The 26766-nt window shown below is 48.8% G+C and carries 22 protein-coding genes, 2 tRNA genes and 2 rRNA genes; 6 read left to right on the forward strand and 20 right to left on the reverse strand.

Annotated features, from left to right (window positions below; translation table 11 throughout):
- Positions 1 to 8: 8 nt before the first annotated feature.
- The 4 genes from AT746_RS12435 to AT746_RS12450 all read right to left on the reverse strand — a co-directional run bounded on the left by AT746_RS12435 (position 9) and on the right by AT746_RS12450 (position 5344).
- Positions 9 to 3108: ribosomal RNA gene (locus AT746_RS12435) — 23S ribosomal RNA — on the reverse strand.
- A 247-nt stretch (positions 3109 to 3355) separates the two neighbouring features.
- A tRNA-Ala gene (locus AT746_RS12440) sits at positions 3356 to 3431 on the reverse strand.
- A gap of 79 nt (positions 3432 to 3510) precedes the next feature.
- A tRNA-Ile gene (locus AT746_RS12445) sits at positions 3511 to 3587 on the reverse strand.
- 218 nt (positions 3588 to 3805) lie between these two features.
- A 16S ribosomal RNA gene (locus tag AT746_RS12450) occupies positions 3806 to 5344 on the reverse strand.
- Together the 16S and 23S rRNA genes with 2 tRNA genes alongside form the textbook arrangement of a ribosomal RNA operon.
- 506 nt (positions 5345 to 5850) lie before the next feature.
- On the opposite strand from AT746_RS12450, the gene AT746_RS12460 reads away from it, so the two are divergent.
- A complete protein-coding gene (locus AT746_RS12460; RefSeq protein ID WP_062480775.1) occupies positions 5851 to 6321 on the forward strand; it encodes an RNA recognition motif domain-containing protein in 471 nt (156 codons plus the stop codon).
- Between the two features lie 36 nt (positions 6322 to 6357).
- Here AT746_RS12460 and AT746_RS12465 read toward each other — a convergent pair whose 3' ends face one another.
- Positions 6358 to 7641 (reverse strand): DUF5610 domain-containing protein, encoded by a 1284-nt coding sequence (locus AT746_RS12465; RefSeq protein ID WP_062480777.1) that lies wholly within the window; start codon positions 7639 to 7641, stop codon positions 6358 to 6360.
- A 135-nt stretch (positions 7642 to 7776) separates the two neighbouring features.
- Here AT746_RS12465 and trmA point away from each other — a divergent pair, with 135 nt between their 5' ends.
- The gene (trmA, locus tag AT746_RS12470; RefSeq protein WP_062480779.1) at positions 7777 to 8877 is read left to right on the forward strand and encodes a tRNA (uridine(54)-C5)-methyltransferase TrmA; all 1101 of its coding nucleotides are present in this window, start codon (positions 7777 to 7779) and stop codon (positions 8875 to 8877) included.
- 5 nt (positions 8878 to 8882) lie between these two features.
- On the opposite strand, the gene fabR is transcribed toward trmA, so the two are convergent.
- Positions 8883 to 9500 carry an HTH-type transcriptional repressor FabR gene (fabR, locus tag AT746_RS12475; protein WP_062480781.1) on the reverse strand — a complete coding sequence of 206 codons (618 nt, stop codon included), beginning with the start codon at positions 9498 to 9500 and terminating at the stop codon, positions 8883 to 8885.
- 158 nt (positions 9501 to 9658) lie between these two features.
- On the opposite strand from fabR, the gene AT746_RS12480 reads away from it, so the two are divergent.
- Together AT746_RS12480 and sthA are read left to right on the forward strand one after the other, a co-directional pair.
- Entirely contained in the window at positions 9659 to 10786 is a 1128-nt protein-coding gene (locus tag AT746_RS12480) for a fatty acid desaturase (RefSeq protein ID WP_062480782.1), read from the forward strand.
- A 78-nt stretch (positions 10787 to 10864) separates the two neighbouring features.
- Complete coding sequence (sthA, locus tag AT746_RS12485; protein WP_062484194.1) at positions 10865 to 12298, forward strand: Si-specific NAD(P)(+) transhydrogenase; 1434 nt, start codon at positions 10865 to 10867, stop codon at positions 12296 to 12298.
- 47 nt (positions 12299 to 12345) lie between these two features.
- On the opposite strand, the gene AT746_RS12490 is transcribed toward sthA, so the two are convergent.
- The gene (locus AT746_RS12490) at positions 12346 to 12648 is read right to left on the reverse strand and encodes a hypothetical protein (RefSeq protein WP_062480784.1); all 303 of its coding nucleotides are present in this window, start codon (positions 12646 to 12648) and stop codon (positions 12346 to 12348) included.
- A gap of 119 nt (positions 12649 to 12767) precedes the next feature.
- On the opposite strand from AT746_RS12490, the gene AT746_RS12495 reads away from it, so the two are divergent.
- Positions 12768 to 13346, forward strand: a complete 579-nt coding sequence (locus tag AT746_RS12495; protein WP_197414253.1) for a uracil-DNA glycosylase family protein — start codon at positions 12768 to 12770, stop codon at positions 13344 to 13346.
- On the opposite strand, the gene AT746_RS12500 is transcribed toward AT746_RS12495, so the two are convergent.
- Positions 13332 to 15581: an EAL domain-containing protein gene (locus tag AT746_RS12500; RefSeq protein ID WP_062480788.1), complete on the reverse strand. Its 2250-nt coding sequence runs from the start codon at positions 15579 to 15581 to the stop codon at positions 13332 to 13334. The genes AT746_RS12495 and AT746_RS12500 overlap by 15 nt on opposite strands.
- Positions 15582 to 15784: 203 nt before the next feature.
- Between AT746_RS12500 and AT746_RS12505 the strand changes: the two genes are divergently transcribed.
- Positions 15785 to 16684 (forward strand): TIGR03899 family protein, encoded by a 900-nt coding sequence (locus tag AT746_RS12505; protein ID WP_082633259.1) that lies wholly within the window; start codon positions 15785 to 15787, stop codon positions 16682 to 16684.
- Here AT746_RS12505 and AT746_RS12510 read toward each other — a convergent pair.
- The 12 genes from AT746_RS12510 to dusA form a co-directional block, all read right to left on the reverse strand.
- Positions 16681 to 17427 carry a phosphoadenylyl-sulfate reductase gene (locus AT746_RS12510; protein WP_156413686.1) on the reverse strand — a complete coding sequence of 249 codons (747 nt, stop codon included), beginning with the start codon at positions 17425 to 17427 and terminating at the stop codon, positions 16681 to 16683. The genes AT746_RS12505 and AT746_RS12510 overlap by 4 nt on opposite strands.
- The gene (gene cysI, locus AT746_RS12515; RefSeq protein WP_062480791.1) at positions 17420 to 19117 is read right to left on the reverse strand and encodes an assimilatory sulfite reductase (NADPH) hemoprotein subunit; all 1698 of its coding nucleotides are present in this window, start codon (positions 19115 to 19117) and stop codon (positions 17420 to 17422) included. The genes AT746_RS12510 and cysI overlap by 8 nt, the downstream gene beginning before the upstream one ends.
- Positions 19117 to 20928 (reverse strand): assimilatory sulfite reductase (NADPH) flavoprotein subunit, encoded by a 1812-nt coding sequence (locus AT746_RS12520; protein ID WP_062484198.1) that lies wholly within the window; start codon positions 20926 to 20928, stop codon positions 19117 to 19119. The genes cysI and AT746_RS12520 overlap by 1 nt, the downstream gene beginning before the upstream one ends.
- 169 nt (positions 20929 to 21097) lie before the next feature.
- The gene (locus AT746_RS12525; protein WP_062480793.1) at positions 21098 to 21856 is read right to left on the reverse strand and encodes a TIGR04219 family outer membrane beta-barrel protein; all 759 of its coding nucleotides are present in this window, start codon (positions 21854 to 21856) and stop codon (positions 21098 to 21100) included.
- A gap of 4 nt (positions 21857 to 21860) precedes the next feature.
- Positions 21861 to 22853 carry a DUF2333 family protein gene (locus AT746_RS12530; RefSeq protein ID WP_062480795.1) on the reverse strand — a complete coding sequence of 331 codons (993 nt, stop codon included), beginning with the start codon at positions 22851 to 22853 and terminating at the stop codon, positions 21861 to 21863.
- A gap of 20 nt (positions 22854 to 22873) precedes the next feature.
- On the reverse strand, positions 22874 to 23311 hold the full coding sequence (locus AT746_RS12535; protein WP_062480796.1) for a copper chaperone PCu(A)C: 438 nt from the start codon (positions 23309 to 23311) through the stop codon (positions 22874 to 22876).
- 97 nt (positions 23312 to 23408) lie between these two features.
- Entirely contained in the window at positions 23409 to 23741 is a 333-nt protein-coding gene (locus AT746_RS12540; protein WP_062480798.1) for a hypothetical protein, read from the reverse strand.
- Positions 23742 to 23763: 22 nt separating this feature from the next.
- Entirely contained in the window at positions 23764 to 23964 is a 201-nt protein-coding gene (locus AT746_RS12545) for a PspC domain-containing protein (protein ID WP_062480800.1), read from the reverse strand.
- 25 nt (positions 23965 to 23989) lie between these two features.
- Positions 23990 to 24661, reverse strand: coding sequence for a phage shock protein PspA (gene pspA, locus AT746_RS12550; protein WP_062480802.1), 672 nt, complete (start codon positions 24659 to 24661; stop codon positions 23990 to 23992).
- A gap of 374 nt (positions 24662 to 25035) precedes the next feature.
- Positions 25036 to 25176 carry a hypothetical protein gene (locus tag AT746_RS19840; protein ID WP_156413687.1) on the reverse strand — a complete coding sequence of 47 codons (141 nt, stop codon included), beginning with the start codon at positions 25174 to 25176 and terminating at the stop codon, positions 25036 to 25038.
- A gap of 4 nt (positions 25177 to 25180) precedes the next feature.
- Complete coding sequence (locus AT746_RS12555; RefSeq protein WP_062480804.1) at positions 25181 to 25462, reverse strand: hypothetical protein; 282 nt, start codon at positions 25460 to 25462, stop codon at positions 25181 to 25183.
- Between the two features lie 193 nt (positions 25463 to 25655).
- Positions 25656 to 26690, reverse strand: a complete 1035-nt coding sequence (dusA, locus tag AT746_RS12560) for a tRNA dihydrouridine(20/20a) synthase DusA (protein WP_062480806.1) — start codon at positions 26688 to 26690, stop codon at positions 25656 to 25658.
- Between the last annotated feature and the right edge of the window lie 76 nt (positions 26691 to 26766).

Genomic DNA, 26766 nt, shown 5'->3' on the forward strand with positions numbered 1-26766 from the left:
GGCGTTGTATGGTTAAGCCTCACGGGCAATTAGTACAGGTTAGCTTAACGCCTTACAACGCTTCCACACCCTGCCTATCAACGTCTTAGTCTCAGACAACCCTTCAGGACAGTAAACTGTCAGGGATGACTCATCTTGGGGCTCGCTTCCCGCTTAGATGCTTTCAGCGGTTATCGATTCCGAACGTAGCTACCGGGCAGTGCCATTGGCATGACAACCCGAACACCAGCGGTTCGTCCACTCCGGTCCTCTCGTACTAGGAGCAGCTCCCCTCAATCATCCAGCGCCCACGGCAGATAGGGACCGAACTGTCTCACGACGTTCTAAACCCAGCTCGCGTACCACTTTAAATGGCGAACAGCCATACCCTTGGGACCGACTTCAGCCCCAGGATGTGATGAGCCGACATCGAGGTGCCAAACACCGCCGTCGATATGAACTCTTGGGCGGTATCAGCCTGTTATCCCCGGAGTACCTTTTATCCGTTGAGCGATGGCCCTTCCATTCAGAACCACCGGATCACTATGACCTACTTTCGTACCTGCTCGACGTGTCTGTCTCGCAGTTAAGCTGGCTTATGCCATTACACTAACCTCCTGATGTCCGACCAGGATTAGCCAACCTTCGTGCTCCTCCGTTACGCTTTGGGAGGAGACCGCCCCAGTCAAACTACCCACCAGACACTGTCCGCAATCCCGATAAGGGACCAACGTTAGAACATCAAACATACAAGGGTGGTATTTCAAGGGCAGCTCCACATCATCTGGCGACAATGCTTCATAGCCTCCCACCTATCCTACACATGTAGGGTCAATGTTCAGTGCCAAGCTGTAGTAAAGGTTCACGGGGTCTTTCCGTCTAGCCGCGGGTACACCGCATCTTCACGGCAATTTCAATTTCACTGAGTCTCGGGTGGAGACAGCGTGGCCATGGTTACACCATTCGTGCAGGTCGGAACTTACCCGACAAGGAATTTCGCTACCTTAGGACCGTTATAGTTACGGCCGCCGTTTACCGGGGCTTCGATCAAGAGCTTCGCCTAAGCTAACCCCATCAATTAACCTTCCGGCACCGGGCAGGTGTCACACCGTATACGTCATCTTTCGATTTAGCACAGTGCTGTGTTTTTAATAAACAGTCCCAGCCACCTGGTCACTGCGGCCCCCATTCGCTTACGGCGTAAAGCCTTCACAAACAGGGGCGTACCTTCTCCCGAAGTTACGGTACTATTTTGCCGAGTTCCTTCACCCGAGTTCTCTCAAGCGCCTTGGTATTCTCTACCTGACCACCTGTGTCGGTTTGGGGTACGGTCAGTATTATCATAAGCTTAGAGGCTTTTCCTGGAAGCAGGGCATCTGCAACTTCATCACCGTAGTGACTCGTCTCGTGTCTCAGAATTAATGAACCGGATTTACCTAATTCATCTCCCTACGCACTTTCACATGGACTACCAACGCCATGCCTGCATAGCCTTCTCCGTCCCCCTTCACTGATAATACCGGTACGGGAATATTAACCCGTTTCCCATCGACTACGCCTTTCGGCCTCGCCTTAGGGGCCGACTTACCCTGCCCTGATTAGCATGGGACAGGAAACCTTGGTCTTCCGGCGAGGGGGTTTTTCACCCCCTTTATCGTTACTCATGTCAGCATTCGCACTTGTGATATGTCCAGCAACCCTCTCGAGTCACCTTCAGCCACTTACACAACGCTCCCCTACCCAGCGTGCATCCCACAAACTACTGCATCTCGCTTTCCCATACAGCCTCGACTGTGTTGAGAACGCTTTACCGTCGGGCGCTTCGCGCGTCGACGTTAATCCAATAGCTTCTGGTGATGCACGCTGCCGCAGCTTCGGTATATTGCTTAGCCCCGTTACATCTTCCGCGCAGACCGACTCGACTAGTGAGCTATTACGCTTTCTTTAAAGGGTGGCTGCTTCTAAGCCAACCTCCTAGCTGTCTGGGCCTTTCCACATCGTTTCCCACTTAGCAATATTTTGGGACCTTAGCTGGCGGTCTGGGTTGTTTCCCTCTTCACGACGGACGTTAGCACCCGCCGTGTGTCTCCCGGATAGCACTCTACGGTATTCGGAGTTTGCATGGGGTTGGTAAGTCGGGATGACCCCCTAGCCCAAACAGTGCTCTACCCCCGTAGGTGTTCGTCCGAGGCGCTACCTAAATAGCTTTCGGGGAGAACCAGCTATCTCCCGGTTTGATTGGCCTTTCACCCCCAGCCACAAGTCATCTCCTAATTTTTCAACATTAGTGAGTTCGGTCCTCCAGTTGATGTTACTCAACCTTCAACCTGCCCATGGCTAGATCACCGGGTTTCGGGTCTATACCTAGCAACTGTACGCGCAGTTAACACTCGCTTTCGCTACGGCTCCCCTAATCGGTTAACCTCGCTACTAAATATAAGTCGCTGACCCATTATACAAAAGGTACGCCGTCACCCCATCACTAAGCACCCTATTGCTTGATTGGCGCGGTTGACCAACGGCTGCTTCGCAGGTCGTTGTTAACCACTCAAGCTTGAGCTGTTCAGTGAGTCTCAACACTAAAGGCACTTAGTGATGGGGCTCCGACTGCTTGTACGTATACGGTTTCAGGTTCTATTTCACTCCCCTCACAGGGGTTCTTTTCGCCTTTCCCTCACGGTACTGGTTCACTATCGGTCAGTTAGGAGTATTTAGCCTTGGAGGATGGTCCCCCCATGTTCAGTCAAGATAACACGTGTCCCGACCTACTCGATTTCACTATCAGTGTTCCTTTGTGTACGGGGCTATCACCCACTATGGCGGCACTTTCCAGAGCCTTCCACTAAAACACTGATAACTTAAGGGCTACTCCCCGTTCGCTCGCCGCTACTAGGGGAATCTCGGTTGATTTCTTTTCCTCGGGGTACTTAGATGTTTCAGTTCTCCCGGTTCGCCTCGTTACACTATGTATTCATGTAACGATAATGCATAAATGCACTGGGTTTCCCCATTCGGACATCTGTGGCTCAAATGCGTTTTGTCAGCTCACCACAGCTTTTCGCAGACTTACACGTCCTTCATCGCCTCTAACTGCCTAGGCATCCACCGTATACGCTTTGTTACTTAACCATACAACCCCAAATTACGTCGTAATTCAGTGCTCTACAGCCAAACAACTTCATCAACATTCTCTAATCAAGAATACCAATGACGCTACTTCTAGCTAAATCAATTGCTTAATTTAGCTGGATGATTTCTTTATCAGCTTGTCCAAATTGTTAAAGAACAGGTTTAAGGCTTAAAAAACCTTAATCAATACACACTGCTAAAGTGCTTATTCATTAAGGTTATTCTTCTCGTCTTTCACCACACGAAGTGGTGGAGCTAAGCGGGATCGAACCGCTGACCTCCTGCGTGCAAGGCAGGCGCTCTCCCAGCTGAGCTATAGCCCCTTGATAATGCTGAATGATGAGTGATTAGGACTGAATGCGTTCACTCAGCATTCATAACTTATCACTTAGCATTCATGATTGGTGGGTCTGAGTAGACTTGAACTACCGACCTCACCCTTATCAGGGGTGCGCTCTAACCAGCTGAGCTACAGACCCGTTTCTTGCTTTAAGCCTTTTGCCCCATGCTGCGCCTTGATTCGTCGCTCGGTCAGTTATTTAGTGGACTAAACGCCTTTCCTCGCTCCTCAGTCGGCTTGCCTGGAACAAAATTCATCGCAATAAACCACACTCAACTCATGAGCATGGCTTGCTCGTTCTTTTTTCACAACAAAACAATCTGTGTGGACACTACACTAAAAAAGCGCAGCCTTACGTAAGGAGGTGATCCAACCCCAGGTTCCCCTAGGGTTACCTTGTTACGACTTCACCCCAGTCATGAAACACAAAGTGGTGATCGCCCTCCCGAAGGTTAAGCTAACCACTTCTTTTGCATCCCACTCCCATGGTGTGACGGGCGGTGTGTACAAGGCCCGGGAACGTATTCACCGCAGTATGCTGACCTGCGATTACTAGCGATTCCGACTTCACGGAGTCGAGTTGCAGACTCCGATCCGGACTACGATTGGCTTTAAGGGATCCGCTCCACCTCGCGGTCTCGCTTCCCTCTGTACCAACCATTGTAGCACGTGTGTAGCCCTACTCGTAAGGGCCATGATGACTTGACGTCGTCCCCACCTTCCTCCGGTTTGTCACCGGCAGTCTCCTTAGAGTGCCCAACTTAATGCTGGCAACTAAGGACAAGGGTTGCGCTCGTTGCGGGACTTAACCCAACATCTCACGACACGAGCTGACGACAGCCATGCAGCACCTGTATCTGGATTCCCGAAGGCACTAAAGCATCTCTGCTAAATTCCCAGTATGTCAAGAGTAGGTAAGGTTCTTCGCGTTGCATCGAATTAAACCACATGCTCCACCGCTTGTGCGGGCCCCCGTCAATTCATTTGAGTTTTAACCTTGCGGCCGTACTCCCCAGGCGGTCTACTTAGCGCGTTAGCTTCGCTACGCACAAATTAAATTCGCACACAGCTAGTAGACAGCGTTTACGGTGTGGACTACCAGGGTATCTAATCCTGTTCGCTACCCACACTTTCGCACATGAGCGTCAGTCTTTGGCCAGGGAGCCGCCTTCGCCACTGATGTTCCTCCAGATCTCTACGCATTTCACCGCTACACCTGGAATTCCACTCCCCTCTCCAAGACTCTAGCTTGCCAGTTCCAAATGACCCTCCCAGGTTGAGCCCGGGGCTTTCACATCTGGCTTAACAAGCCGCCTGCGTGCGCTTTACGCCCAGTAATTCCGATTAACGCTCGCACCCTCCGTATTACCGCGGCTGCTGGCACGGAGTTAGCCGGTGCTTCTTCTGTGGCTAACGTCAATGAAGTACGCTATTAACGTACTCCCCTTCCTCACCACTGAAAGTGCTTTACAACCCGAAGGCCTTCTTCACACACGCGGCATGGCTGGATCAGGGTTGCCCCCATTGTCCAATATTCCCCACTGCTGCCTCCCGTAGGAGTCTGGGCCGTGTCTCAGTCCCAGTGTGGCTGATCTTCCTCTCAGAACAGCTAGAGATCGTCGCCTAGGTGAGCCTTTACCTCACCTACTAGCTAATCTCGCTTGGGTTCCTCTGATGGTGTATGGCCCGAAGGTCCCATACTTTGGTCCGAAGACATTATGCGGTATTAGCCACCGTTTCCAGTGGTTGTCCCCCGCCATCAGGCAGATCCCCAAGTATTACTCACCCGTCCGCCGCTCGTCATCTTCTAGCAAGCTAGAAATGTTACCGCTCGACTTGCATGTGTTAGGCCTGCCGCCAGCGTTCAATCTGAGCCATGATCAAACTCTTCAATTAAATAAATCATGAATATAACTTTTTGGCTGACACTCTTTTAATGAGTGCCCACACAGATTGTCTTGTTGCTAATTGTTAAAGAACAGTTCGCTCAAAAGCACCTTCAAGGCCTCTCTCAAGCGGGACGCGCATTTTACGCTATCCGGGGTCACTGTCAAGGTGTTTTGCGCCAATTAGTAACACTAATCGTCAACGCTAACCCCTTCACGTTCCTTATGATGATAGCAGCCAAACTGCCATCCCCTTCGGTCGTCATCCTGACCCGGCGTAAGCATCTTACCCCGTCGAAGTGGCGCGCATTTTACAGAGAACAGAACCCGGTGCAAGGGAAAAATGACGCTTTTGTGTCAACTGCTCACATTTGCGACAATTTGGTTGATTTTTCTGTCCCGAATGAAAATAAGGCTACTGGTCATTGTTTAAATCTGCGCAATAGTTGGCCTCGGGTGAATTAATGAGTACCATATCGGTGCTATTAACTTTTCAATTACATTTTAGGTAGTTACATGAATCCATCTTTTCTTCTTTATATACTTGTTGCTGGCATTCTTGCCATATTGGCCTTCTTTTTATTTCCTGCTGAGTTGCTCCTGTCAAATCAGGCTTTAGCTTTAGGCCTGCTCGTTGGCGGTATTGTATCGCCACAACTGGCAAAACTCTTTGTACGCACTGCTGTCCAGCCTTCGGATAAAAGTTCAACGCCGCCTTCCTCTTTTACCGGTGAGCGTAAAACACTTTACGTCGGCAATCTCCCGTATCGCGCAAGCGAACAGGAAGTATCAGACCATTTTGCCTCTCATGGTGAAGTTGTGTCGGTGAGGCTGATGAAGGATCGCCGTACCGGCAAGAGAAAGGGCTACGGTTTCGTTGAAATGGCAGAAAAGGATGCCGAAAGTGCAGTTTCTGCATTAAATGATACTGAATTTCAGGAACGCACATTAAAAGTGCGCATGGCCAAGGACAAGCAAGACCATTAATTCAGAATAAAAAAGCCTGCAAATGCAGGCTTTTTCTTAAACTTCAGTGGTACTTTGTGGTTGAGACAGCACTGACTGAGGTAAATTACTCATCAATTTATTGTTGAATGAGTGAAAACGATTAATCGCTTCCAGCAAATCCGGTGTTTGTACATCCGGCATTTTATTCACCAATCCATTAATCAGATTCTCGTAGCTTTCTCTGTCTGGCAGGTTTTGCTGCGCCTTATCTGCCATATTCAGCATCCGCTCAAGGTAATGAGACACCGTTTTTATCGGCCCCAGCCCCTCCTGACCGCGGCTCATATCATCATTATGAGAGACAGATTCATAGGTCTGGATCACTTTGGTTTGCTCATTTCTGCTCAATTGTAATGCATAGCTGGTAAGCTCCGAATCATCAAAGCCCAGCTTAAGAGCCTGATTAAAAGCCTCTTCAACATTGCCATTGTAAAACTCATCAGCCACATCAGCGGCATCGCCCACCAGTTCACCGATGGCACTTAGCTCCGACTCGTCAAGCTCACCTCGTACCGAGAAACTAAAGGCATTGGCCTGATAAAACTGATAACTCTGGCTGGCAGTAAAGCTGAAATTGTTGTCCGTGCTTTGCTGTTCACCTTCGGCCCCGGCCTGATTCTCAGAAGATTGGCCGGAAGTCATCAGGCTTTGATGAAAAGCAAACTGAGTACTATCCTCAAAACGAATAGTCACTTCGTCCCCATCTTTTGTGGTGATACTCAATTCACTGTTATCTTCTCTCGTATAACTGAAAGATTCAGTGACTGACTGACTTTGCAGAGACTGGCCGAAGATTTTCTGCTCCAGGGATTGCAACCCATCTTCAATCAAGTCCTGACTTTTCTTTATTCCTGTTGAAATTTCTTCATTCATCATGCCACCAAGATCCTTTTCAGCCATTTTAACGCCCTTGAGAACACCCTGGCGTGCCTGATCAAACATGCTTGTCAACTTGTCTTCATCGGCGCCTTTTGCCTGAGCATTTTTTATGGCCCCGCCAACAAAGTTCAGTACATTCTTGGCAATCTCTTCAAAGTCAAATAACGGCTTTTCCTCTTCCTTGGGGCGCTCAAACTTCGGACGCTTTCCCTCTAAGACTAAATTCTCATTCAGCGCTGTACTGAATACGGCCATGCCGACAAATTTACCCGATGCCATACTTTGAGACAGTGTCACGGCACTGGCTGGTTGACTGGCAGCCTGACGTAACCCGGCCTCACGTAACTGATTTTGCACGTCGGAGCGCCCGGACTGCTGAGCCCTGTCACTCATAAATGCCTTAATTTCACCTAAGTTCATGATAGATTCCTCCCACCTCGGTAACTATATCGGCCCCTGCAGTACAAATATTAGTCTTTTTGAATAAAAAGCAGTGATGGCAATCTGCCCGGGCCTTTTGCTAGAATCTGCCGCCCATTTTACGAGGACTTCGGCATGCGACCTACAGAGATTGACAGTAGCGACTATCAAAACCTGCTAACTGAAAAGGCGGGGCAATTAAAAGTGCGCTTTAGCGGGTTTGACTGCCCGGAACTGGAAGTCTTTCCCTCTGCACCTGTTAATTATCGCATGCGTGCCGAATTCAGGGTCTGGCATCAGGATGATGATCTTTTCCATATTATGTTTGACCCAAACACTAAGGAAAAATATCGTGTCGATACTTTCCCGCCCGCCAGCACATTAATCAATGCTGTGATGCAGGATCTTATACCACTGCTGAAGTCTGACGATTGCGCACGACGTAAGCTCTACCAGATCGATTATCTCAGTACGCTAAGCGACCAGATTCTGGTCAGCCTGATTTATCATCGCCCTCTTGATGAACAGTGGCAGCAAAGTATCGCGCCAATTCTGGCCGAATTGAGGAAAAAGTATCACATTGATATTGTCGGCAGAGCCAGAAAACAGCAGTGGCACCTGGATCGAAACTTCGTTATTGAAACCCTCAACATAAAGGGTAAAGAGCTACATTTTAAGCAGATCGAAAACAGCTTCACCCAACCTAACGCCGATGTGAATCAGAAAATGATTGAGTGGGCACTGGATGTTACGAAGGGATGCAACGGGGATCTGCTTGAACTTTATTGTGGTCTGGGCAATTTCACGCTGCCACTGGCGCAAAACTTCAACCGGGTGTTAGCCACAGAAATATCAAAGACATCAGTAACAGCCGCCAACGATAATCTGACACTGAATCAGATTGATAATGTTACTGTAATTCGCATGTCCAGCGAAGAGTTTACTCAGGCTTTAAACGGCGAGAGAACTTTCAGGCGGTTGCAAGATGTGGATATTCATTCTTTTAACTGTACGACAGTGCTGGTTGATCCACCCAGGGCCGGCCTGGATCCCGATACCTGTAATTTAGTCAGTCAGTACGACAATATTGTCTATATTTCCTGTAATCCAGAAACACTGATTGATAATCTACAATCTTTGACTCAAACCCACTCGATTAAACGATTTGCCCTGTTCGACCAGTTTCCTTATACCCACCATACAGAATGTGGGGTTTTTCTGCAGGGCAAGAAATAGTTTCTTTACTCCGGGGCATGCTGACTTTTGCCAGCATAAAATGACGCTCCTTTGGCAATAATGCGCAATTGCTGAATTAGCCGCTGAGCCTGGACGTCCCTCTGCGCAGAGCTGGCATCAATGACCTCTGCTCCGGCGCTGAACACCAGTTTCACCATTGCCTCAGCCTGCAGACTGGCCAGATTCCTACTGAGACCGGTATGATTTGCAGTATAGTCGCTGAGCTCTTCAATAAAATGCTGAATTTCTCTTAATACCGCGGCTCTGAACGCCGGCGATGTGCCTGAGTGTTCCCTTAGCAACAATCTGAATTCATTGCTGTTGGCTACCACAAACTCCATAAAGGTGTTTACAGAGGTGGTGATGACACCGCCCCCCGCATCGATTCTGGACCTGGCCTGTCGCATGAGTTGGCGCAGCGCCAAACCCGCTTCGTCCACTAATGTCAGACCTAACTCATCTATGTCTTTGAAATGACGATAAAATGAAGTAGGTGCTATGCCTGCCGCCCGTGCAATTTCCCGCAGACTCACGCTGGAGAGGCTCCGTTGCTCATCGAGCAAGTTAAACGCCGCATCGATTATTGCCCTGCGGGTTTTCAGTTTCTGTTGCTGACGTCTCATTCTGAGTAAACTTTTTGTCTAAGGAATTCAAAAGTGTGTGTCAGTGTATCACCAAATAGTATGATCTTTGCTTGCCTCAGCCACACAAACTGGATAAATTAGCGCACACTTGTTCGCTAGCGCACAGTTGTACGCTCAAATTAAGTTATACTCAATACATGCAAAAACCTGCCCTGATTCTGACCAATGTTGTACTGTTTTCTGTCACCTCGCTGATTTGTCTGCTGTTAGTTCCTTTGGAAGCCATTACAAAAGGATTCGATAGTACAGAAATTATTGCCTGTATCATCCTGATCTGGTTTTCGGGCCTGTCGATCACGGCTGGATATCATCGGCTGTGGGCCCACAAAGCGTATGATGCCCACCCTCTGATTAAAGTGCTGTTTGCCCTCGGTGGCGCTCTGGCACTGCAAAACAGCATACTGCACTGGGCATCCGATCATCGTGTTCACCATAAACATGTAGACGACAATGACAGGGATCCCTATTCCGCAGGAAGAGGGTTCTGGTTTTCTCATATCGGCTGGATGCTGAGGGAGTATCAGGCAAATCGTTATCAGGACTACAATAACTGCCGTGACCTGCAAAAAGATAAAGTTGTTATGTGGCAACACCGGCACTACCTGGTGCTGACATTAGCTACCAACATTGGCCTGCCTGTCATGCTGGGATGGTTAAATGGAGATGTCTGGGGGATGCTGTTACTGGCGGGAGTATTAAGGCTGGCGGTAGTACACCATGTTACTTTCTTTATAAACTCCCTTGCCCATATGTGGGGTAAGCAGTCCTATACAGATAAAAACAGCGCCAGAGATAACGGCTTGCTGGCACTGTTTACCTTTGGTGAGGGCTATCACAACTTTCACCATATTTTTGAATATGACTATCGCAACGGCATCCGCTGGTGGCATTTCGATCCTACAAAATGGTTAATTCGCGGTCTGTCCTTTATCGGGTTATCCTCAAACCTGCGAAAGGTTCCCGAACAACGCATCGAAAAAGCCAGAGTGGAAATGCAGCTCAAAAATGTACAGCGTAAAGTGGCCCATTTACCCAATGCCAGCGTTCTTAGTCAAAGGGTCCAAAAAGAATATGAACTTCTGGTAGAAAAAATGACGGCCTACTATGACATCAAAAAACGTCTGCTGGAGATAAAGAAACGCCAGGTTGCCGAGCAATATGAGAAACTGGATCTGGATTATAAATATCGTGAGCTCAGACAGGCCTTCGTGCTGGCTAAAAGCCGTTGGATAGAAATGCACAAACTACAGACAAATTATTCGTAAGCCAGCTCAGATCCCTCTTGCCTTTGCCACAAAACTCAGCAAGGCTATCATCTGCAAAGATGTTTAATGAGGGATAATATGCCAGGCAAAGCGAAAGGTAACGGCTCAGGCCAGAAACAATCATTTCAATATGACGCGGTAATCATTGGTACCGGCCCTGGCGGTGAAGGTGCCGCGATGCAGTTGGCCAAAGCAGGCAAAAGAGTCGCAGTCATTGAGCGGCATGACTCAGTTGGCGGCGGATGTACTCATTGGGGCACGATTCCATCAAAGGCGCTTCGCCACTCTGTCAGCCGTCTGATTGAATATAATACTAATCCACTGTTTAATGCTGGCGATCAGGCCATACACCTGACGTTTCAGGACATTCTCAGGCATGCCGGCGCCGTTATTCGCAAACAGAGTCGTTTGCGGGGCAGCTTCTATGCCCGTAATGATGTGCAGGTGATCCAGGGAGAAGCGTCTTTTATCGATAATCATCACATCAGCATCACCAGAAAAGATGGCTCTGTTGATCAGCTCAACACGGCACAGGTCATGATTGCCACAGGCTCGCGACCTTATACACCCTCAGATATCGATTTCAGCCATCCCAGAATCTATAACAGTGACTCCATTCTGTCACTGAAAAAGGATCCCAAGTCCATCATTATCTATGGAGCCGGTGTCATAGGTTCTGAGTATGCCTCTATTTTCCGTGGTATGGGCGTTAAAGTGGACCTGGTCAATATGCGGGACAGGCTGTTGTCTTTTCTGGACACGGAAATTTCTGATGCACTGAGCTACCACTTGTGGAACAACGGTGTGGTTATCCGCCACAACGAAGAATACGACTCCGTCGAAGGGCGGGATGACGCGGTAGTGCTTAACCTCAAATCCGGCAAAAAAATGCGCGCCGATTGTTTGCTATTTGCCAATGGTCGCACAGGCAACACAGATATGCTGAATCTGAGCGCTGTCGGACTTAAATCAGACTCAAGAGGTCAACTCAAGGTCGACGAGAACTACAAAACAGAGGCTGACAATATTTATGCTGTGGGTGATGTAATAGGTTATCCCAGTCTGGCCTCCGCAGCCTATAACCAGGGGCGTTTTGCTGCCCAGGCCATGCTCAGTGGCCATTGTCCTGCGAGCTTGGTAGAAGATATCCCGGCCGGAATCTACACCATACCGGAAATCAGTTCGGTTGGAAAAAATGAGCAAGAGTTAACAGCACAGAAGATACCTTATGAAGTTGGCAGGGCCCAGTTTATGCACCTGGCGAGAGCCCAAATAGCCAACACTCAGGTAGGCAGTCTGAAAATCCTGTTTCACAGGGAAACCAAGAAGATTCTCGGCATTCACTGTTTCGGAGAGCGGGCTTCGGAGATCGTGCACATCGGCCAGGCTATTATGCAGCAGGAGGGTAACGCCAACACCATAGAGTATTTCGTTAATACGACCTTTAACTACCCTACTATGGCTGAAGCCTACAGGGTGGCCGCTATTAACGGATTAAACAGGATTTTTTAGCAGGAAATCACCAGGGCGATGTTCGCCCTGGTAAATGGGGATAATTTTTACTGGTTACGATTAGCTGCCATCAGGGCATCACGATGAGTGACCACTTCGATAAGATAGCGTTCAGGATAAAACCTGATTGTGGCAACAGCATTCTCACCCTGTTGCATTTGTGATTGACGGGAGATTGACTGCACCATGTCACGATACTGAATGTTCTGGTTGATTTTATCTTCAACACAGCCTGCATTAACAGCCAGTGTATCTTTGGCGACACAGTCTGTCAGTTTGTCCGTCTTATCAGCAGCTTGTGCCAGTCCGGCAAAACCGATCAGTGCGGCTGATATAATCAAATTACGCATGGTGAACTCCTACAACAACTCTTATGAGTGTATATACATTTTAACACCAGCTTGACCTCAAAGGCAATATTTCCTCGATCATAGATTTATGACAACAATATGACATCCGGATGAATTTAATGGACTCAACACAAAATTTGTTGCAAACAATCCGCCAGTGCCGCCATTGTCAAAGGCATTTGCCTCTGGGAGCGAGGCCTGTTGTGAAGGCCTCTGGTACAGCAAAGTTACTTATCGTTGGCCAGGCTCCGGGAACCCGGGTACACAACAGCGGCATTCCATGGAATGATGCGTCTGGCGAGAGACTGAGAGAATGGTTGGGAATCAGTGAACATACCTTTTACGACCAAAGCAAAATCGCCATTGTACCTATGGGGTTTTGCTATCCGGGCAAGGGCAAAAGCGGGGATCTCCCTCCACGACCGGAATGCGCGCCGATGTGGCATCCGTCCTTGTTAAAGGCGATGCCCGAAGTTGAACTGACGCTACTTATTGGTCAATATGCGCAAAATTACTATCTTGCAGATAAACAGAAGCTGACGGAGAGGGTCAGATCCTTCCATCAATATCTGCCTGGGTATTTTGTTCTGCCTCATCCATCACCGAGAAATAACCTGTGGCTGGCTAAAAACCCCTGGTTTGAAACAGAGGTAATAGAGGAGCTGAGAACCCGGATCAGACATTTACTCGCCAGCTAGAGGCTTGTAGTTATCCAGGAAATCAATTAACTCATCAAAGGGCATCGGTTTAGCGTACAAAAAGCCCTGCGCTTCATCACAGCCCAAGCGCAGCATATAACTGGCCTGCTCGCGCTTCTCAATACCTTCGGCGATGGTATGCAAACCCAGCTTATTGCCCAGCGTCACTATTGTTTCGGCGATAAATGCGCTCTTGCCCGGCGTCACTTCGTTGACAAAAGAACGATCCACTTTAAGTCTGTCCAGAGGTAATTTCTGCAGATAACTCATAGAAGAGAATCCGGTACCAAAGTCATCAATGGCAATGGTCACACCAAAAGCTTTAAGCTCTTTAAGGGAATCCACCACAATCTGAGGTTCATCCATAACCACACTTTCAGTGATTTCAAGCTCCAGCAGATTAGGTTTAATATCGTGCTCAATCAAAGCACTCTTGACCAGACTGACAAATTGCGAATCCCGAAACTGCGGCATGGAAATATTTACCGCAACACGAAGATCTGGAAAGCCTTTTTGGTGCAGGAGCTTTAATTTCCGGCAGGCTTCTTCCAGTACCCAGGCGCCGATGTCGATAATCAGGCCACTATACTCGGCCAGAGGAACAAACACCGCCGGTGAAATATAGCCCCCCTCTTTGGCAGGCCAGCGTAACAAAGCTTCCATTCCGACAATGGTTTCATTGACCAGATCAACCTGAGGCTGATACCAGAGCTCAAGTTTGCGCTCGGCAAAATCAGAGCGAAGCTGTCGAATCATGCCCAACCGCCAGGTGGTCTTCTCTTCCATTTCCGGCGCATAGTATTCGTAGTTAGCCGTCATGCTACGTTTGGCACGATTCAGCGCGATGTTGGATTGTTTAAGTACATTCAACCCATTAGTAGATTCTCCGTCCAGCAAACGACATAATCCGAGTGTGACATTAATCGGCAGGGTATGATCTCCTGCCTTAAACGGGGTTGAAAAGATCTTACTGATACTCTGTGGATTGACCTTGTCGTCTTTACCAATTAATCCGAATACATCTGCCCCAATGCGTCCCATCTGCACCACATCACCCATCGCACTCTGCAGACGTTCGGCTACCGCGATCAATAATAGATTACCGGCATCCTGGCCCAGGCCGTCATTAATATCGGAAAAGTGGTTAACATCCACCAAAGCGACGACATGCTCATTCAGATCTACGCCTGTTCGCTCAAGCTCATCCAGCATATTGATAAACTCGTTGCGGTTCGGCAATTTAGTAAGCATATCTTTGAAAGCGGCATTGCGAAGCTGATGGAACAGATTGACGTTTTCATAGCCCACGGAAATGCTGGACATAAACACTTCGATAAGCTGTTTATAGATAATATTAATCGCACAGCCGACCTGTACATATACGGCCGCCTCATAACCGCTGCTGTTCATATACAAGACGGTAAAGTCCTTGCCGTAAATATGATCTTTCTCCTGCAGGCACCTGGCGACCTCGGTTATGATTCTCTTGTCATGCAGATTATCCAGCTTTTCATTAATATAATTGGCAAAGGGACCCGCTGCACCCAACACGTAAACGCCATCGTCGTCTCTGTCCAGTACAGATCCGGCCCGGGCACAGACTACACCGCCGGCATCCAGCCCCAACAAAGAGCTGATTTGGGTGACAACTCCCTCGCAAAAACCTTTTACTGAGTGCTCTTCGAGCAGATTAGACGCAGATGCAATGATCTTCTCCAGCCCCTGACGGCTTTGATTAATAGTCAGGATCTGCTGGTATGAACGCAGGGAGGCAATAATGGTGGTAACCAGCTTCGAACGGGTCAGCTCAGTTTTGGTTTTATAGTCATTAATGTCATATTCTTTGATGACACTCTCTTCCGGCGCATAGCCCGGCTGCCCGGTACGCAGAATAATTCTCGGTTCAAGCAGGTTTAGCTCTTCGCGCATACGCCGGGCAACCTGAAGGCCCGCATCGTCGGTCTCCATTACCACATCCAGCAGTACGATGGCGATATCCCGTCCATTCTCGGACATGATTTTTAATGCTTCTTCACCTGAATAAGCATCAAGAAATGCCAGTTTTCTGCCGTTCAGCACCAAATCAGATAGTGCCAGGCGGGTAACAGAGTGAATTTCTTCATCATCATCCACCACCAGCACTTTCCAGGCATCGGCTTCATCATATTCCTCAATAGCGGAATCATCTTCATCGAGGAAAAGCATTTCATCATTTTCGTAATCTGTTGGACTCATCTAACGACCTGTTTGTAAACCAACATCCTGAACTATCAAGCATTACTGGAATAACAATATCCTAATATTTGATAAAGCGAAACCTAATCCATAGCGATTACCTATTTGCCCGGCTCCGGAAAAGTTACTCCGGGATGATTTTACCTTGCAGTATAAGGTCAGTAACAGGCAGTATGGAGGGTGTCTAATCCAGATAAATAGCCATGACCAAGATTAACAGTTTAAGCTCTACTTCACCGGTTCAACGGCCGGAAAACAGACCAGTGAAGACGCCGGTTGCGGCAGAGAAACCGCAAACCCGCGAAACCTTAGATACAGGCCAGATCCGCAACAGGATCATCCACTGGTTTGCTCAGGCCGGACTGAAGCCCGCACGTATTACAGGCCTGGAAGAAAGTCTGGAAAAGAAAACCCAACGTCATCGGAAGGTATTGCAGCAAAGGAAACTGCAAAACCTTGAGCGAATCCTGGATCTGGCGATGGAGTACAGTCCCAATAAAGAGGTTGGCGAAGAAGCACTGGATCCCGACTGGTTTTTTAATTATATCCGCATGGCGGAGGATATTTACTCGCCCGCCATGCAGGAGCTTTGGGCCAAGATACTGGCAGTAGAAGTTGGCCAGCCGGGAACCTTTTCTATGCGCAGCCTCAGTACGCTGACCCAACTGACCCAGAAGGATGCTAAGGTATTTCGCACAGCGGTGAGTCTCGCCAGCCGCAGACGCGGTGATTTCAGTCCAAGAATTCTGTATGGCTATACGATCAAACCCAGCCTGCTCTCTGTTTTGTCCCTGAAACGGGGACAACAACTGAATCTTGCACAGTTTGGGCTGGCTTACCCCGACTTATTATCATTGATGGATTTGGGGCTGATTTATTCTACGGAGATAGAATCCGGCGAGCTGGATAATAAAAAGCGCAGTGAATGGCGCATCTGCGGCGAAACCCTTCAGCTCAGTGCCAGGCGAAGCGGTACCGTACTGACCTATTATAAATTCACCTCTACCGGCGCAGAACTCTTTCGATTAGTTTCAGGTAAGCCTCACGACACTTACCTGCAGGCCCTGAGGAACATGCTGCAGGGGGCCTTTGACATCTATTAAATTCCATCGCCGAATTCATGCAGGCCACATTCACGTTTGAGCCCGAAAAAGCGCGTTTCTTCTTCAGTCATACCCGCTTCCAGAGGACGGGATGTGTGCCAGTCACCAACCGACACATAACCCTGCTCCCATAACGGATGGTAAGGCAGGCCATGTTCCTGCAGATAGTAATGCACCTGTTTGTTGGACCAGTCCAGAATCGGGAAAACCTTGAACCGGCCATCCACCAATTGCAGATAAGGCAGTTTTTCACGGCTGCTTGACTGACTGCGACGCAGGCCGGAGAACCAGGTACCTACCTGCAATTCACTCAGAGCCCGCTGCATCGGCTCGACCTTGTTCATTTTATTGTAGGCTTCGATTCCCGGCAGTCCCTGCTCCCACAGCTGGCCATATTTGTGCTCCTGCCATGCCGGTGTCATATTCGCACTGTACACCTGAAGGTTCAGGTCCAGAGTCTGTGCCAGCTCATCAATAAAGGCATAGGTTTCCGGGAACAGATAGCCGGTGTCAGTCAGCACCACAGGAATATCCGCCTTCTGGCGGGTCACCAGGTGCAACATCACCGCTGCCTGAATGCCAAAGCTCGATGACATCATCGGTTGCTGTGGCAAGTTATTCAGCGCCCATTCCACCCTTTGCGCAGCACTCAGTGTCGCCAGATAAGTGTTTATTTCAGCTAATTCGCCGGCGCTGATATCTTCATTAATAGGCGTGTTCAGATTTAACGCTGCATTAGTCATAGAAATCCTTCGCAGAGTTCACTACTGGCTTTACCACACCACTGCGGATAACGAAGTCTCCGAAGCTCTCCTGTTGATGTCGCTGTTCAGCCCAACGACCGATCAGTGTATCCAGCTCCGCCATAATCTCCTGCTCACTGATATTCTCCCGATACATTCTCGGGATCCTGGTACCGTTACGATCACCGCCCAGATGCAGGTTATACTTACCCGGACCTTTACCTACCAGGCCAACCTCAGCAAGCATGGCGCGACCACAACCATTGGGGCAACCTGTTACACGGAAGATAATGTGTTCCTCTGCCAGGCCATGTTTATCGAGCAACTGTTCCAGCTCGGTCACTGCGTCCGGCAGATAGCGTTCTGCCTCTGCCATCGCCAGCGGGCAGGTGGGTAAAGAAACACAGGCCATGGAATTAACGCGCTGGGAAGAAACATTATCCTGCAGCAATCCGTGCTCACGGGCCAGGCGCTCAATACCAGCCTTATCTTCGCTCGCCACTCCGGCAATAATCAGATTTTGATTCGCGGTCAGACGGAAATCACCTTTATGGACCCGGGCAATTTCAGCACAGCCGGTTTTCAGCGGTTTGCCGGGGTAATCCAGAATCCGGCCATTTTCAATAAACAGCGTCAGGTGGTGTTTGCCATCCACCCCTTCGACCCAGCCGAAACGATCACCACGACCAGTAAATTCATATGCCCGGCTGGCGGCAAACTGAATTCCGGCACGCTTTTCAACCTCGGCTTTAAAGGTCTCCACACCCACCCGCTCCAGGGTGTACTTGGTCTTGGCATTTTTACGATTACTGCGATTTCCCCAGTCACGTTGGGTCGTCACCACGGCTTCGGCAACGGCCAGAGTGTGCTCCAGAGGAATAAAACCAAAATCATCGGCCTTACGGGGATAGGTGGATTTATCACCATGGGTCATCGCCAGGCCACCACCGACCAACACATTAAAACCAACCAGTTGTCCGTCTTCGGCGATGGCAACAAAGTTCAGATCATTGGCGTGCACATCCACATCATTTTGCGGCGGAATAACTACTGTCGTCTTGAACTTACGGGGCAGATAGTTACTGCCAAGAACAGGTTCAACATCAGTACTTTCAACTTTCTCACCATCAAGCCAGATTTCTGCATAAGCGCGGGTCTTAGGCAGCAGATGCTCACTGATTTTCACCGCCCAGTCATAGGCCTGTTGATGGACCTGCGATTCCACCGGATTGGAGGTGCAAAGCACATTACGGTTAACGTCACCGGCGGTGGCAATAGAGTCGAGCCCAACCTTATTCAGCATCTGGTGCATCATTTTGATTTTTGGCTTGAGCACGCCGTGAAACTGGAAGGTCTGTCTGGTGGTCAGGCGGATACTGCCATACAGGCTGTGCTCAGCGGCAAAGGCATCAATAGCCAGCCACTGTTCAGGATTGATAATGCCGCCGGGCAAACGACAGCGCAGCATCACGTTATGCAAAGGTTCAAGTTTTTGCTTTGCCCGCTCGGCACGAATATCGCGATCATCCTGCTGATACATGCCGTGAAACCGTATCAGCTGAAAATTATCACCGTTAAAACCGCCGGTCAGATCATCTTTCAGATCTTCGGCAATAGTGCCGCGCAGAAAGTTGCTTTGCCCTTTTATGCGCTCGTTGTCGGACAGTTTTTGCTCTGGTTTATCGCTCATTAGTAAACATCTCTTTGATAACGTTTGGCTTTACGCAACTGACTGATATATTCCTCGGCCTGCTCCTGAGTTTTATCACCGTGCTCAGCCACAATACTGACCAGTGCCTGGTGCACATCTTTGGCCATTCGGTTAGCATCACCACAAACATACAGGTGTGCGCCCTGCTCCAGCCACTCAAAGACCTCAGCGCCCTGCTCCAGCAGACGATGCTGCACGTAGATTTTTTCCTGCTGATCACGGGAGAAGGCCAGACTGACCCTATCCAGCAATCCCATCTTCACCCAGCGTTGCCACTCCACCTGATAGAGAAAGTCCTGAGTAAAATTGGGATTCCCGAAAAACAGCCAGTTTTTACCCTCAGCCTCTTCGGCTTCCCGTTGCTGCATAAACGCCCTGAAGGGTGCGATACCTGTACCTGGGCCTATCATAATGACCGGCGTATCAGGATTCTGTGGCAGGCGGAAATTATCATTACTCTCCACAAACACCCGTATTTCACCGCCTTCCTCAAGACCATGACTTAAATAGCCGGAGGCCCCGCCACGATGAGTAAAACCAAAGGCTTCATATTCCACCAGCGCTACCGTCAGGTGCACTTCATCTTCAACTTCAGCCTGGCTGGACGCGATGGAATAAAGTCTTGGGGTCATGGGTCTTAGCATCGCAATTAATTGCTGCGCCCCGACTTTACCTGGGTATTCGCTGACGATATCGACAATTTGCCGTTCACTCAAATACTGACGCAGGCCAGCTTTATCTTCCAGTAACTGCACCAGCTTGCTGCTTTGTGTAGCCTCGGCATACGCTTTTGCGAAACTCGGGTAGCTCTGTGTCAGTTCCATTTTCTCAGTCAGAGCCTGACGCAATAGCAAGCTATCATCACCGGCCTGCACTTGTTCATCGCCACTCAGGCCTAGTGTCTCCAATAACCGGTTTACCATCTCAGCATCATTGCTAAACCAGACACCCAGGGCATCTCCGGGCTGATACTGTATTCCGGAATCTTCCAGAGAAATCTCAAAGTGGCGGATATCTTTAACCGAATCCCTGCCGGTAATTTTCTGCCCATCAACTAAGGTAGCAACAAAGGGGTTTTTCTTGCTGTACTGGCTGGCGGCCGGGGCAATGCTCACACCGGGCATTGGCACCACGCGGGATTCTGTGCCTGATTTCAGTTCCTGTTTAAACAGTTCAGTGACTTTCTCACGCCAGTTGCTGACATCAGCGTCATAATCCACGTCACAATCCAGCCGCTCCGTTACCGCGCTGGCGCCCAGTGCACTGAGTCGCTGATCGAAATCTTTGGCGGTCTGGCAGAAAAATTCATAGCTGCTGTCACCCAGCCCCACTACTGCGTATTTCAACGCGGCCAGTTTTGGTGCCTTTTTGCTGGCCAGAAATTCGTGAAACTCAACCGCATCATCGGGCGCTTCACCTTCCCCATTGGTGCTGACAATAATCACTACATGACTCTCATCTTTGAGCTTTTTAGGTTTATAGTCAGCCATATTAAACAGTTCAACAGCGATACCTGCCTGCTCGGCGAAATTTTTATATTCTTCCGCTACGCCTTTGGCATTGCCTGTTTGTGAACCGTATAAAATAGTCAGTTTGGCGCTTTGCTGTTGAGCCGCCAACTGGCTTACTTCTGCCAATGGTTGATGGACCTGTGCCAGACCGGCCAGATAGCCACTAACCCAGGTCAGTTGCTGGCCATTTAACGGCGCGATGGCCTTGTGGAGTTCAGACCACTGAGCCTGGCTCAGGACACCGGCAGGAGATAAGTTCTGCGAATTGGATGACGACATAAACATACTAACCCGTTAAATATTGTGGCTAGGTTAGCTGTGGCAGAGACAAACAGGAAAGAATAAATTCAAATGCGTTATTACAGAAAGTGCTTAATTTATATTTTCATATAAACTTTACACTTAGTCAGAGCAGTTGCAGGTGGCCGGGATCGGCCACCTGCAACCATTAAAAATGCACTTCAACACCGGCAAAGGGCCCTTTAAATTCCATGTCGGTATAAAGATTATCTACATCATCCAGTTCCAGACGCAGTGCACGGTACCCCAACTCAAAGGTCATATCCACAGCCAGGTTATCCAGCCAACGGTAAGTCAGTGCGGCCTGGTAGTCATACAGCGAACTGTCATCTATAGCCAGAAAACTTCCTTGTGCGGCGAATCCAAGCCCCCCTACAGGCGTACCGACCTGCACCCGGGTGTACAACAGCGGAATAATGCCACTGAATGCCTGTGAGGACATGGCATTGCTGTCACTTGCAACACTTACATCAATTCTTCCATCCAGATCCCTGGCATTGAGGCCAAGATCGAAGCTGATTAAATCATTGTCAAAAATCTCGTAATAGAGCACATAATCGGTGCTGTCGATATCACCGCCCATTGCCAGCGCAGAACCTTGCGGATAGGTCTGACCGGCAAAAGTGAAATCTGTATCCAATGTGGTGGCCCCCGAACTATTCAGGGTTTCCCGGCGAATTTTTATATTTGGCAGCAACGGCACAGGATGTTCCAGCGCCACATACAGACTACTGTTTGTTTCCTGTTCAAAGTCAAAATCCGTGACTGCACTGCTATTACCGAACCCTCCGGAAACATCTGAGCGCCAGGCTTGTGCACCAACATAAAGTCCTAAGAGCGTATCGGCCTGTACCGGCATCCACAACGAGGCCACCACAGCAGCTGTCGCAATAATTTTTCTATTCATGCAATTATCCCTGATTAAGCAGGTCGTTAAGATCGATCAGTGCCGCATTGGCCCTGGAAATATAATTCGCCATCACCAAAGAATGATTGGCCATCATACCAAAGCCACCACCATTGAGTATCATTGGGCTCCAGATACTTTGCTGAGTGGCTTCCAGTTCCCGGATGATCTGTTTCAGGCTGACAGCAGCATTTTTCTTCTCAAGCACATCAGCAAAATCTGTCTCTACGGCTTTTAGCAGATGCAGAAGCGCCCAACTGGCACCGCGAGCCTCATAAAACACATCATCGAGTTCCCACCAACTGGTTTTAGTGTATTTGTCACGCTCAGAGGGCGTTGATTGTCGCGCTTCGGCATCACCGGCAAGGTCTGTATTCAACCGGCTTTGTCCAACGCTTGCACTTAATCTCTGTGACAAACTGCCCATACGTTTTTCAACCTGACGCAACCAGTCACGCAGATTGTCGGCCCGGGTATAAAACTGGCTGTCATTGACCGCCGGATTGGCCAGGTTATCCAGGTAACGCTGCAATGCCTGAATACCGTCTTCATACTGCGACTCTGCCGAAGGCAATATCCAGCTGCGGCTGTCAATATTAAACTTGGGTTGTGCTTCTACCAGATAAGAGTTTTCTGAAGATTGTGACTGGGAGCGGCTGAGATCTTTACGCATCGCCAGAGCAAGATCCCGCACCATTTCCAACACACCAAATTCCCATGCCGGCATATTATCCATCAGTACAGAAGGTGGCATCACATCATTGGACAGATACCCTCCAGGCTTATCCATCAGGGTACTGGCCACACGGATCAGCGTACTGGTGGTAGTGTATCCGGGCACCAGTACCTGATTATTCTGCTCGGCGCGGGTCCTGGCATGCTGATCCACGTCAAAGATCTCAGGCTCGCTGCTCCAGTAAACAGCCAGTATGTAGAACAGCAGCAACAAAATGCCCACTGCAAGGGATATCCATCTCAGATTCAGATATTCTCTCATGACCAACTCCTTGAGTTTAATTAGTGGTGTTTGTGCGGATTGCTGGCCCCGGGTTCAGCAACAACAGCCTTGATCTCCATTTCACTGTCATCGGAAAAAGTCAGGGTAATCATCACTTCCTGATCTTTTTCAAGGGGCTTTTTGATACCAAACATCATCAGATGCAAACCACCGGGTTTGAATACCAGAGAACTGTTAGCCGGGATTTTTACCTCCTGTTGTTGCACCATTTTCATCATACCTTCGTGCATCTGATGATCATGGATTTCAATCCGCTCAACTACATCAGATTCAGCACCGGTTAGCCTGAGTTCCTCAGGTGCCGTATTTACCAACTCCATATAGGCAGCCGTATTAGGAACACCAGGCGGCAACAGGCGAACCAGCGGATCTTTTACCTCCACCTGAGCCAGGCTTAAAGTTGAAAATAAAAATAATGGGGCCAGTAAGGCTTTCATCTGTCTGGTAACTCCGTGGTCATTGTCGGTGTATACCGATTATTCAGCAATTCCCCGTCAAAGCCAATGACTGTATAGAAAAGATGATGTGAAATCTCTAGTAGCCCTGAGCCGTTTTTTTATCTCTGACCACAAGGTAGATCACTAACACCAGTAGCAATGCCGGCCAGACTGCGCTGATCCCTGCCACCAACAAGGCAATAAATACCGCTGCCAGAACAATAAAAAGAACACTTAGCAGACTAATAGCCAACAGACCGCCAATCAGCATAAAAGCAGCTCCGGCGGCTATTGCTCCGATCACAGTCTGAACGGGGCTGAGCAAGGTTTCTCCGAAATAGAGTGAGATTCCCGACACCGAGTCCAGTATCGCACTGGAGCTGATAACTATGGCGGTAGCTATCAATATGATTAAAAGTAGCTTCTTCATGTTGCACTCCTGTGGATGCCAATCAGGCATCCGGTAGAATGAATGCGGCAACGATATACGCAATGGCGACAGCCATGGGAAAGGTAATAAAACACAGTATTGCCGCCAGCCGAACCAGCCAGGCCGGGGTATCGAAATGCCCTGCCAGGCCCGCACACACCCCTGCAACTTTGCCTCTGCGCTTATCTTTACGAATACGGTTGTCATCATATACAGTTTTCATCTTGGTACTCCCCGTGGCCGCCTGTTCAGGCGGCCTTGTTATTCGTCTTGTTTTTCAATGCCATCAGAGCGTCGTCCAGATATTGTTCCCGCTCCATCTTTTCAAACTCAGACTCCAGTGGCTGGCTGTTACCAACCAAATCATGAGCTTCAAGCCTGGCCTCCAGATCATCAATCCGGTATTCATATTGCTCGAACCGACCCATTACCTGTTGTATTTTCTGTTCGTCCACTGCCTGTCTGGCTTTTAACCGACCAGAAACACTTTGCTGACGGGTCTCCAGGGCTTTCTGTCGGCTCCGGGCATCTTTCAGCTTGTCCTGCAAGCGGCTGATATCTGACTGCAACCCCTGCAGAGACTCATCAATCTGCTGCATTTCAGCGCTTAACTGCTCAAGTTGCTTTTCCGATTGATACTTTTGCTCAAGAGCAGAACGAGCAAGGTCTTCTTTATCTTTGCTCATGGCCAGCTCAGCTTTCGCCTGCCAGTCGTTGACCTGCCTGGTGACACTCTCTACCCGACGCTGAAGCCCCTTCTTACTGGCCAGGTGCTGAGCTGTAATAGTTCTTAGCTCAACCAACGCCTCTTCCATTTCCTGCACAATCAGACGTATCACCTTCTCAGGATCTTCCGCCTTATCGAGAATGGCATTCAGGTTAGCCTGCACTATGTCACTGATTCTTGAAAACATACCCATTGTTAATTCTCCTGCTTAAGTTTTTATATTTAACAAAATGACTATTGTCACTAATCAGGTTTCAACTCTTATGCCAACTTTAGAAAATGACTTACTCTATTGTTTTTATTGGCTTTTTATAAAGATTCTCAAATAGGGAATAAAAATATTTTCAGAAATACAACTTCTTTTGGTTAATTTCACCAAGCCGTTGGTTGATTTAACCATGTCTACTGATCCGCATAGATAATTCACTTCACAGAAGGTCCGGATAAGGTCGCTGGGTGCAGTCAATCATTGGCAGATAAGAGGAGGGTCAAAAAAAATGCGGGTTATGCGGGTGCAGAAATATTGTGAGAATTGAAGGTTACAGCGGAAAAAACGGTTTCATTCCCTTATTTGGCGGGTCTGAAACCGTTATTACAGGCTGGCGCTTTGGTCATAAATCGCTCGATAGCGGCGATTACGACAGCGCCAACCAGGTATGCCACTACAGGCAAAAGCAGCAGGCTGATCAGATTTAGCTGACCTAACATGGTGTTACTCAGCCTGCTTATGAGTGGGTTCTTTCTGGCCATCCTTAGTATTCTCAACTGCCAAATCCGTAATCTTCACAGATGTACCGGGAGCGTTGAAAACAGAATAAGTCGTATTGGCTACTGCTTGTTGTACATTTTGCCTGACTTCATGCTGAGTCACAGTGACGGCCGAGCTCACCATATGACCCACAAAATCCTGTAGTGAGATTTCCTGAGCCTGTACGCTGGTGCTCATAGCGGTGGCAGCGAATACTGCAGATGCGATAGTAAGTTTAGTTGACATGACGTTCTCCTTGGGTTGATAACTAAGTCGCATGAGATATAGCGATAGTTGTGCCAAGTTCGTCAAAAATTTTTATCTATTTGTTTTATAAGGTAAAAAAACTTATTTTTACGGTCTTTTCGGGTGCATAGCTATAGCGAGGAAAGGCCTGGATGGTCACAGGCTGGTTAAATTAACCAATGACATGGTCAGTTTAACCAACTTTGTTATCATCCCTCCAGCCCAGTCTTAATTGCATCTGTTCATAGGCGTCGAACAACAATTGACCGGATGTAGCATGGCGTCCCTGCTCACTCAGATGACGTCGCCAAATCCGCCCTCCGGGCTGGCCCTGAAACAATCCCAGCATATGCCTGGCGATATGCCAGGGTCTTGCTCCGGCTGCCACCTCTCGATCAATATAGGTCACCATTGCAGACAACACCTCAAACCGCTCCGCTATCCTGTGGTGGTCTCCGTAAAAGCGTCCATCAACTCCGGCCAACAAATAGGGGTTGGTGTATGCTTCCCGGCCGATCATTACGCCATCCTGGTATTGTAAGTGCTGCTGTGCCTGTTCGAGAGTTGTTACCCCACCATTAATACTGATATGAAGATGCGGGAATTCCTGCTTGAGTCTGTAGACCCGGTCATACATTAACGGTGGGATCTCCCGGTTTTCCTTTGGACTGAGGCCCTTTAGCCAGGCCTTACGGGCGTGGATAATAAAAGTATTACATCCAGCCTCTGCCACAGTCCTTACAAAATCAGTAAGATGCTGATATTCATCCATATCATCAACACCAATACGGGATTTAACCGTAACAGGTATGTTCACCACCTGGCTCATAGCCCTGACGCAGGCGGCCACCGTCTCGGGCTCGGCCATCAGACAAGCGCCGAAACGTCCGTTCTGAACTCTGTCAGAAGGGCAGCCTACATTGATATTAACTTCATCGTAGCCCCGCTGTTGTGCCATCAATGCACATTCGGCCATAGCGCCGGGGTCAGATCCGCCCAGTTGCAACGCCAACGGCTGTTCCTGCGCGTCAAAACCCAAGTAATCACCTTTACCATACAAGATCGCCCCCGTGGTCACCATTTCGGTGTAAAGCAGGGCATGCTTACTGATGCGGCGGATAAAATAACGAAAATGCCTGTCGGTCCAGTCGAGCATCGGCGCCACCGAAATAATCCGGTTAAAAGACAGATCTGTATTGGTAATGCAGTGGGACTCAGGCAGGCTCATCGTACAATCGGATTCTTCTGGTGAACAATAAAGAACCGATTGTAACAAATTCAGCGGTTTGGATAATCCTTCCAGA

Source organism: Lacimicrobium alkaliphilum (assembly GCF_001466725.1).
In the GTDB taxonomy this organism is placed as follows: Bacteria; Pseudomonadota; Gammaproteobacteria; order Enterobacterales; family Alteromonadaceae; genus Lacimicrobium; species Lacimicrobium alkaliphilum_B.

Excerpts from the sequence above, each read along its gene's own strand:
- AT746_RS12500 (WP_062480788.1), bottom strand. The coding sequence starts at position 15,581 with ATGAGTCCAACAGATTACGAAAATGATGAAATGCTTTTCCTCGATGAA.
- AT746_RS12545 (WP_062480800.1), bottom strand. The coding sequence starts at position 23,964 with ATGAAAACTGTATATGATGACAACCGTATTCGTAAAGATAAGCGCAGA.
- AT746_RS12510 (WP_156413686.1), bottom strand. The coding sequence starts at position 17,427 with ATGACTAATGCAGCGTTAAATCTGAACACGCCTATTAATGAAGATATC.
- AT746_RS12525 (WP_062480793.1), bottom strand. The coding sequence starts at position 21,856 with ATGAATAGAAAAATTATTGCGACAGCTGCTGTGGTGGCCTCGTTGTGG.
- AT746_RS12490 (WP_062480784.1), bottom strand. The coding sequence starts at position 12,648 with ATGCGTAATTTGATTATATCAGCCGCACTGATCGGTTTTGCCGGACTG.
- cysI (WP_062480791.1), bottom strand. The coding sequence starts at position 19,117 with ATGAGCGATAAACCAGAGCAAAAACTGTCCGACAACGAGCGCATAAAA.
- AT746_RS12520 (WP_062484198.1), bottom strand. The coding sequence starts at position 20,928 with ATGTCGTCATCCAATTCGCAGAACTTATCTCCTGCCGGTGTCCTGAGC.
- trmA (WP_062480779.1), top strand. The coding sequence starts at position 7,777 with ATGCGACCTACAGAGATTGACAGTAGCGACTATCAAAACCTGCTAACT.
- fabR (WP_062480781.1), bottom strand. The coding sequence starts at position 9,500 with ATGAGACGTCAGCAACAGAAACTGAAAACCCGCAGGGCAATAATCGAT.
- AT746_RS12460 (WP_062480775.1), top strand. The coding sequence starts at position 5,851 with ATGAATCCATCTTTTCTTCTTTATATACTTGTTGCTGGCATTCTTGCC.
- AT746_RS12535 (WP_062480796.1), bottom strand. The coding sequence starts at position 23,311 with ATGAAAGCCTTACTGGCCCCATTATTTTTATTTTCAACTTTAAGCCTG.
- AT746_RS12555 (WP_062480804.1), bottom strand. The coding sequence starts at position 25,462 with ATGTCAACTAAACTTACTATCGCATCTGCAGTATTCGCTGCCACCGCT.
- AT746_RS12540 (WP_062480798.1), bottom strand. The coding sequence starts at position 23,741 with ATGAAGAAGCTACTTTTAATCATATTGATAGCTACCGCCATAGTTATC.
- pspA (WP_062480802.1), bottom strand. The coding sequence starts at position 24,661 with ATGGGTATGTTTTCAAGAATCAGTGACATAGTGCAGGCTAACCTGAAT.
- AT746_RS12495 (WP_197414253.1), top strand. The coding sequence starts at position 12,768 with ATGGACTCAACACAAAATTTGTTGCAAACAATCCGCCAGTGCCGCCAT.
- AT746_RS19840 (WP_156413687.1), bottom strand. The coding sequence starts at position 25,176 with ATGTTAGGTCAGCTAAATCTGATCAGCCTGCTGCTTTTGCCTGTAGTG.
- AT746_RS12465 (WP_062480777.1), bottom strand. The coding sequence starts at position 7,641 with ATGAACTTAGGTGAAATTAAGGCATTTATGAGTGACAGGGCTCAGCAG.
- AT746_RS12480 (WP_062480782.1), top strand. The coding sequence starts at position 9,659 with ATGCAAAAACCTGCCCTGATTCTGACCAATGTTGTACTGTTTTCTGTC.
- AT746_RS12505 (WP_082633259.1), top strand. The coding sequence starts at position 15,785 with ATGACCAAGATTAACAGTTTAAGCTCTACTTCACCGGTTCAACGGCCG.
- AT746_RS12530 (WP_062480795.1), bottom strand. The coding sequence starts at position 22,853 with ATGAGAGAATATCTGAATCTGAGATGGATATCCCTTGCAGTGGGCATT.
- sthA (WP_062484194.1), top strand. The coding sequence starts at position 10,865 with ATGCCAGGCAAAGCGAAAGGTAACGGCTCAGGCCAGAAACAATCATTT.
- dusA (WP_062480806.1), bottom strand. The coding sequence starts at position 26,690 with ATGAGCCTGCCTGAGTCCCACTGCATTACCAATACAGATCTGTCTTTT.